The organism is Burkholderiales bacterium, assembly GCA_023511995.1.
GTDB lineage: Bacteria > Pseudomonadota > Gammaproteobacteria > Burkholderiales > Thiobacteraceae > Thiobacter.
Genome location: JAIMAL010000027.1, coordinates 22,854 through 29,667, shown reverse-complemented (window position 1 = coordinate 29,667; position 6,814 = coordinate 22,854). Strand labels below are relative to the sequence as shown.

7 protein-coding genes are annotated in these 6,814 nt (G+C 65.6%); all 7 read right to left on the bottom strand.

Annotated elements, in window-relative coordinates:
* Positions 1-249 (bottom strand): transposase (locus K6T56_11685; protein MCL6557007.1); only part of this gene is annotated, 249 nt, incomplete at its 3' end.
* Between the two features lie 10 nt (positions 250-259).
* A complete protein-coding gene (locus K6T56_11680) occupies positions 260-379 on the bottom strand; it encodes a transposase (protein MCL6557006.1) in 120 nt (39 codons plus the stop codon).
* A gap of 26 nt (positions 380-405) precedes the next feature.
* Positions 406-585 (bottom strand): hypothetical protein, encoded by a 180-nt coding sequence (locus K6T56_11675; GenBank protein ID MCL6557005.1) that lies wholly within the window; start codon positions 583-585, stop codon positions 406-408.
* Entirely contained in the window at positions 543-893 is a 351-nt protein-coding gene (locus tag K6T56_11670; protein ID MCL6557004.1) for a transposase, read from the bottom strand. The genes K6T56_11675 and K6T56_11670 overlap by 43 nt, the downstream gene beginning before the upstream one ends.
* A gap of 54 nt (positions 894-947) precedes the next feature.
* Positions 948-1,478 (bottom strand): hypothetical protein, encoded by a 531-nt coding sequence (locus K6T56_11665; protein MCL6557003.1) that lies wholly within the window; start codon positions 1,476-1,478, stop codon positions 948-950.
* A gap of 125 nt (positions 1,479-1,603) precedes the next feature.
* Positions 1,604-5,953, bottom strand: coding sequence for a filamentous hemagglutinin N-terminal domain-containing protein (locus tag K6T56_11660; GenBank protein MCL6557002.1), 4,350 nt, complete (start codon positions 5,951-5,953; stop codon positions 1,604-1,606).
* Positions 5,954-5,974: 21 nt separating this feature from the next.
* Positions 5,975-6,808, bottom strand: coding sequence for a peptidyl-prolyl cis-trans isomerase (locus K6T56_11655; GenBank protein ID MCL6557001.1), 834 nt, complete (start codon positions 6,806-6,808; stop codon positions 5,975-5,977).
* Between the last annotated feature and the right edge of the window lie 6 nt (positions 6,809-6,814).

Genomic DNA, 6,814 nt, shown 5'->3' with positions numbered 1-6,814 from the left:
AAAACTCCCCTGACAGGCTGTCGATGCGCTCCACCGCAAGCTCGAGCCGCGCCGCGGTGATGAAGCCACCGGGCTGGTCCGCTTGAGCGCCGCGACGACCGCCTTGGCATCCGTCGCTGTTACGTAACGCAGACTGGCACGCACCAGATGCACGATGCACAGCTGCGTGAGCGTCTTCGGATACACCGCCGCCACCGCCTCGGGCAAGCTCTTCAATCCATCCGTGCAGGCGATGTAGCTATCCTGCACCCCCGCTGTTTCAACTCTGCCAGCACCGACAGCCAGAACTTGCCCTTTCGTTCTCGGCCAGCCACAGACCCAGCACCTCTTTCTCGCCCGCTTGATTGACGCCCAGCACGATATGCACGGATTTGTTCACGACCTACTTGCCGTGATGCACCTTGATCACGATGCCGTCGAGCCAGACGATGGGGTAGATTGGGTCCAGCGGGGGGTTCTGCCAGGCGGCACCTCATCGAGCACGCCATCGGTGATCTGCGAGATGACGGCATGATAAATCTCGATGCCGTACAGTTCACGCATCAGCTGCCCGATGTCGCGCATGGTGTTGCCGCGGGCGTACAACGCGAGAATCTTGTCTTCCAGCCGGCCATACGAATCTGGGGCTTGTTGACGAGCTGCGGCTCGAAGCTGCCTTCGCAGTCACGCGGGGTATGGATTTCGAGTTCGCCGAAGTCGCCCTTGACGGTCTTGGCGAGCTTGACGTTGCGACGGTTGCCGCCGAACGCCTGGTCCGCCAGATACGCATCCATCTCGGCGTCAAGGCTGTCATTGATGACGCGCTGCAAAAGCGCGCTGTAAAGCGATCCAACATCTTCGGGGGTCTTGCAGTCCTTGAGCAGGGCGTCCGGTATCTCAGGTGTGTTTGCCATGTGTCTCTTCCTTTCAGCGGTGAACCGCCAGTTTGTCAAAAGGGATGACACAGTTCATTTTACAGACCGGCTTATGGGATACACCCTTTTTACCTCGCGATCAATCCTAATCGGCCCCAACGGGGCCCCGGTCAGCACACTGCGCGCCTGATGTCTGTCCCGACTGACGACCTCAAGACTACCATCAGGCAGCTTGCGGATTTCATCCTCGCCGAAGTCTACGCTACCGCTACTGCCCTCGCCTTTCGCGTAGACCATCTTTTTTCTCAAGATAAGTGCGCCAGAGTGACAACCGGTGCGGGGTGTATCGAGTCTTACTGTAATCTCCTGATAAACGACCCCCGCTTCATCCATCAAGACCGCCTGTAGCACATCTGGGTCGTGACGAATTTGTAAAATCGCGCGTTGTTCGAAGACGCGGTATATCGCGTAAAATTCGTCAGCTGTCCTCGTAGGCCCCGCGACGTTTCTCAAGACCTTCGCGCGCGCGACCGGCTCTTCGTCTGACGTGTCTGACAAACCCTTCTGTAAGCCGACCGTAAATACCTTATGCAACGTGCCCCGGTCCTTGTAGGTTCCACTCAAGTTGGGACAATCTTCTTTGGACAAACGTGGCGGGTCCCATTCAAGGTCTGCCATCCGCACCGGGCCAGAGGGGCATCCGCTCAGGCCGCATAAAGCGAAGAGAAGTACTCCCAAAGCGAAATGCCTCATCGCCTTCTTGGTCCTTGCATTCCACTTGTGATCGCACTCATGCTTCCCTGCGGTGTTATCGTTCCCAGCGCAAATGGGGTTGCGAACAAAACATTCACGTAATTCATCACGTTTCCAATGTGCCCGAGCAACGTTCCCTCAACCCCTGTTTTGATATTGCCCACGCCGTCATACCAGATGAAGCTATTGAGCATGTCATGTGGGCCGGCATACGCTTCGGCTATGCGATCCCAGGCACTGCCTGGCGTGTAGTCGAAAAAGGCGAACCGGCCCAAAGCGCCTTGCCAACCGCCCATTGGGCTTCGCCACTCGGGATGGGTGGCAAGCAGACCAGGTAGCTCAATCGGGAGGCCTTTGCGGTCCGTAGGCATCAGCTTGACATACCCCTTGTCATCGAATATCCACGCTCCGGTGGCGGGGTCAGTCTCGCATCTTTGGCCATCACATAACAGATCCAAGTTCACGCGGCCCCCGGCCAGCTTGAACCGGTCTCCGTTGACCCCGACGCTCGTTCCGGATTTATTGTCAAGACAATTGCCTTGCGCATCGCAGATCCCCGCAAATTTCTTCGAATCCTCGATCATGGCCCGACGCATCTCAGCCCCGGCCCAGGCCAGCGACGCGGTGACAAACGCCGACTTCGCCCCCTCGCCACACTGCCCCCCGTTCATGGCGGCACCCACACAGCTGGCGGCAGCCTCCGCAGCCAGACGGCTCAGTCCGTAGCTGTTGCCATAATAGCCGCTCAACGCCCCTGATATGGCCCCACTCAGCCCGGACCTCAGCACGTTGCCCGCATCGAGCCTCCCGGTCGCCAGCACCTGCGCGGTCGCGTTCCCCGCCATCGCCGCCGCCGCTCCCGCGCCCGCTGCCGCAGCGACTTCCAGCGTGCCAATGCTCGCCCCGGCAAACAGGCTGGATTCGGCCATGGTCCAGAACAGCGCTTCCGAGGCGGCGCCATAGGTGATGACACTCGCGGCGAGGGCCACCGCCATCACCGCGATCTGCTCCAAGCCACTCTGCTTTCGGGTCTGCACCCATTCGGTCTGGAGATGGTCGCGGTTTGGCTGGAAGTGGAAGCCTTCCCCGAGTCTTTCGGCAAGCACCCCGGAGCGCTCCTCGCCGTCTTCGTAAAACTCCCCTGACAGGCTGTCGATGCGCTCCACCGCAAGCTCGAGCCGCGCCGCGGTGATGAAGCCACCGGGCTGGACGGTATCTCCGGTGATGCGCCAGTAGCCGCCTTCCCCATAGCGGCGGATCTCGCCCACGGAGGCCGAGCGCTTTTCATTGGCAAGCCGCTTGGCCTCGATGCTCACCGCTTCGGCCGCCATCACGCCGGTGTTGCGCACTTCCCGCCCCTGCCAGAGGAGGCGGCCGCCCTCGATACTCCCCCACGCCCAGTGGGCCAGCGTCTGCCGCCCCACTTCCGGCAGATACAGCCGCGGCACCAGGGCGGTGGAGGGGTTTCCGTCCGGGCCGGGGACGGTCTCTTCCACATACCACAGGATCGGTTCGGCAAGCCGCGCCCGCTGCGCTTCACTCAGGGCCACGCCCAAGGCCAGACCCTCGGCCTTGGCAAAGGCCTGTCCTTGGGCGAGCAGCCGCTCCCGCAAGAGGGTGTGCCCACCCCAGCCGTAGTCGGCCGCCACCTGCATGAGCCAGCGGTTTTCCAGGAGGGGATCGAGCCAGTAGGGATGCGCCGTCTCTTCCGACGGCATAAGCAGCGCAAGCCGCGCGCCGCTGGCGAAGAGGTAGTGGGGATCCGGGCTCGCCACCGCCCCCACCGGGGGCGCCAGGGGGCGGATCTCGGGGGGCGGGGTGAGGGCCGCCGGGGTCTGGTAGCGGTAGTCGGTCAGGCCGTTGGTGAGGCTGTCTCCCCCCAGGTAGAGGCTTTGCGCCCTGAGCACGCCGCTGTTGGTCTGGGTGGTGGCGTGGATAAAGAGCTCGCCCGCGCTTTCCACCACGGCCGGGGTGCCGCCACTGACGGTAAGCCCCCAGTCGTCGTGGTCCTTGTAGCCCCGCAGCCAGCCCCGCCATTCCCGCCAGTGGCCATGCCAGGTGGTGGTGAGGGTGCGCGCGACGTTGTCGAAGGTGTCGGCTTGGATGTCGATGGCTACACCAGCGGTGATGAGGCTGGCATCATTGGTAAGCGCCCGGGCGCGCACACTCAGGTTGCGCGCCGCAGACAGGATGGCCGCCGGGGTGGATTCGATCTGCTGCCAGCTTTCGCAGTAGCCGTGGTCGGAGCGGCAGTTGACGGAGCCCGGAGGCTGGTAGTCACCCCAGTTGGTGTAGCGGCTGATCACGGGCCCGCGCTGGTTGCGCACCTCGTCGGCTTCGATGAGGAGGTCCTGCCCCGCTTCCAGCACGCCCGCGGTATTGGTGAGCTTCGCCGCGGTCACCCTGAGGTCGCGCCCGGCCAGCAGGGCACCGGCGTTGGCAAGCTCGCCTTCCAGGACGAGGTGCATGTCCCGCGGCGCGCTCAGGCTGCCGGCGGGCAACGCGAAGCTTCGCCCCTCAAGCCACAGGTCCCGCCCCGCAGCAAGACTGCCCCGGTCCCAGCGAAGGGTGTCGAAGCCAAGCCATACATCCCGCCCCGCCCCCAGGGTGCCCCCGGGGCTGCCGGCATCGAGGCTGAGACGAAGGTCCCGGCCAGCCTGGATGAGGCCACCGCTGTTGTCGGCATCGGCCAGGTTCAACTGCATGTCCTGCCCCGCCGACAGCAGCCCGCCAGGCTGGAGGAGGCCCGCCACCTCGCCCTCGAGGTTGCGCCGCGCGAGCATCGCCCCACCATTCCGGCAGGGCGCGGCACAGCGCCATTCCACGTCTGTCCCCACCAGCACGCCGTCATTGGTGAGGTGGCCTTGGATGAGGAGTCGGCCTGCCGCGTCCACCCGGCCATCGTTGGTCAGGGTATCGCTCAGCAGGGCAAGATCACCGCCAGCGGTGAGCGTGCCGCTGTTGCTGATCTGATCGGTGGCAGCAAGGCGAAGGGCCGCCGCGTGTGCAAAGGCGCCGCTGTTGCGGATCTCCCGCGCGGCAAGGGTGAGCCCCGCGCCGCCGGCCAGGGTGCCGGTGACCGCCGCGGCAAGATCGATGCTCCCGCCGGGCAGGACGATGTCCAGCCGCCCCGCGGCCTGGAGGGTGCCGCCGGTATTGTCGAGGGCGGCGGTGACCATACTTGCGTCGCCGCCGGCGAGCATGCGCCCGTTGCGGTTGTCGAGGACGGTGACGGTCACACTCAGGTCGCGCCCGCTCGCGAGCTGTTCGGCATTGCTCAGGGTGCCGCTCACGACGGCCACGTCGCGGCTGGCAGTGCCCTGGCGCAGGCGCACCTCCCCATCGGCGCGGATCACGAGATCGCCAGCCTGGGCGGCCAGGCGTGCATCGCTTCTGACCCCCATGCCGGCGGCGGTGGAGACGATGCGGATCTGCCCGGCGGTCAGGGCGCCGAGCACACTGGCGTCGATGGCGAACGCCGAGGCCGTCGGGTCGTCGGCCTGGATGGCCGCCCGGCTGTTGGCCGCGCCGTTGGCGCTCACGCTCAGGTCATCCGCGGCCACGGTCTGCCGGCCGGCCAGGAGATTCAAGGCGCCGGAGAGGGTGACCGGCGCATTGACGTTGAGCCCCTGCGCGATGAGGTCCAGCTGCGCCAGGGGCGAGGCCAGACCCTGGCCCTCGATCGCGATGGTGCCCCCGCGCACATCGAACACCACCGCCGCCCCCTGCTCGGGGGTCGTCAGTCTCCCCCCTGGCCGGTCGAGGAATTGCACCCGGCCGGTGGTGAGGCTCACCTGGGGGGTGTTGAGAAAGCCGCAGCCGTTGCAGGTGATGCCGTTGGGGTTGGCGATGATGAGCCGGGCCGGCTCACCAAACACCGCCAGCGGGCCATTCAAATGGCTGGGAATGGCACTGGTGACTTCGTTGACGATGAGGCTTGCCGCGCGGCCGTTGAAATGGGGATTGGCCGCGATCTGCCCACCCAGCTGCGAGGCCCCGGCGCGGGTGCTGTTGTTGAGAATGAGGCCGACGGGATCGACATCGAAGCGCTGGTAGCGGTTGTGGGAAATCCCCGCCGCGTTGGGCGCGGCGATGTTGACCAGGGGCAGGCCGGATTGGGTGGCGGTCACCTGAGGGCGATTGCCCGCCGGCGCACCGGCATCCGCCACCGGGCCGGCATAGGCATTGCGCAGGGTGATCAGCGGCAAGACCGCCAGCCAGACGGACATCAGGCCGGCAATCAGGCGGCGCAGGCAAAAGCTAAAGGACATGAAGCCTGCGGCGAGGCGGGTTTCGCCGGAAGCTTCCTGCGGCGTGGGCAGAATCGACGGTGAGCTGCTGTGCATGGCGAATCCTCCCCGGGCGGCTTACTGGCGCATCTCGATCTTCGCGTTCTTGATCAGGCGCACCACCAGCTCGGCCGTGGCCTGTTCCAGGGCGCGCCGCTCCAGCATGGCGCGCAGCGGGACGCTGGCCTTGGCGTAGTCGGGCACCTGGGTGGGGCGCACCTCGTCGAGCTTGATGAGGTAGTAGCGGCCGTTGAAGGCGATGGGCCGCTCGGTCACCTGGCCGGCGCCGAGGGCGGCCAGCGCTTGCGCGATGGGCAACGGCAGGCCTTGGGTCTTGCCCTCCTGCACCGGGGTCGGGAAGGAGACCCAGTCGAGTTCGCCGCCCCGCTGCGCCGAGGGTGCGCTGCTGTGGGTCTGGGCGAGCTCGGCGAACCTGGCGGGCTCCGCTTTCAGTTGGGCGGCGAGGGTGTCGGCAAGCGCCGCATCGGCGACTTCGATCAGGCGCGCCTTGTATTCCTGGCTGCCCAGGGAGGCGACGATGGCGTCGTACTGGGCGCGCACCTGCTCTTCGCTGACGGGCGCGGGCTTGATTTCCCGTTGCAGGTAGAGCTGGATCATGGCGTTGTCGCGCGCCTCCAGCACCTGCGGATCGTTGTGCAATTTCTGTTTCTCCGCCTGCTGCCGGAACAGCTCGCGGGCGATGAGCTGGTTCCTGATGGCGGCACGCAGGGCTTCGCTGTCGGCCGCGCCCATCGCCTTGGCCTGGGCCAGCGCGCGCTCGAAGCGGGCCTGGGAAATGGGCGTGCCGTTCACCCTGGCCACGACGGGTTCCTTGGTGCTGCTCTTGGCCTGGGTCGCGGGGGCGCACACGGCCAGAAGGATCAGCAGGACGAGGGATGAGGGGCGTTTCATGGCATG

Bases quoted from the DNA above. Each gene is read 5' to 3' on its own strand.
- K6T56_11670 (MCL6557004.1), bottom strand. From the start codon at position 893: ATGGCAAACACACCTGAGATACCGGACGCCCTGCTCAAGGACTGCAAG.
- K6T56_11660 (MCL6557002.1), bottom strand. From the start codon at position 5,953: ATGCACAGCAGCTCACCGTCGATTCTGCCCACGCCGCAGGAAGCTTCC.
- K6T56_11655 (MCL6557001.1), bottom strand. From the start codon at position 6,808: ATGAAACGCCCCTCATCCCTCGTCCTGCTGATCCTTCTGGCCGTGTGC.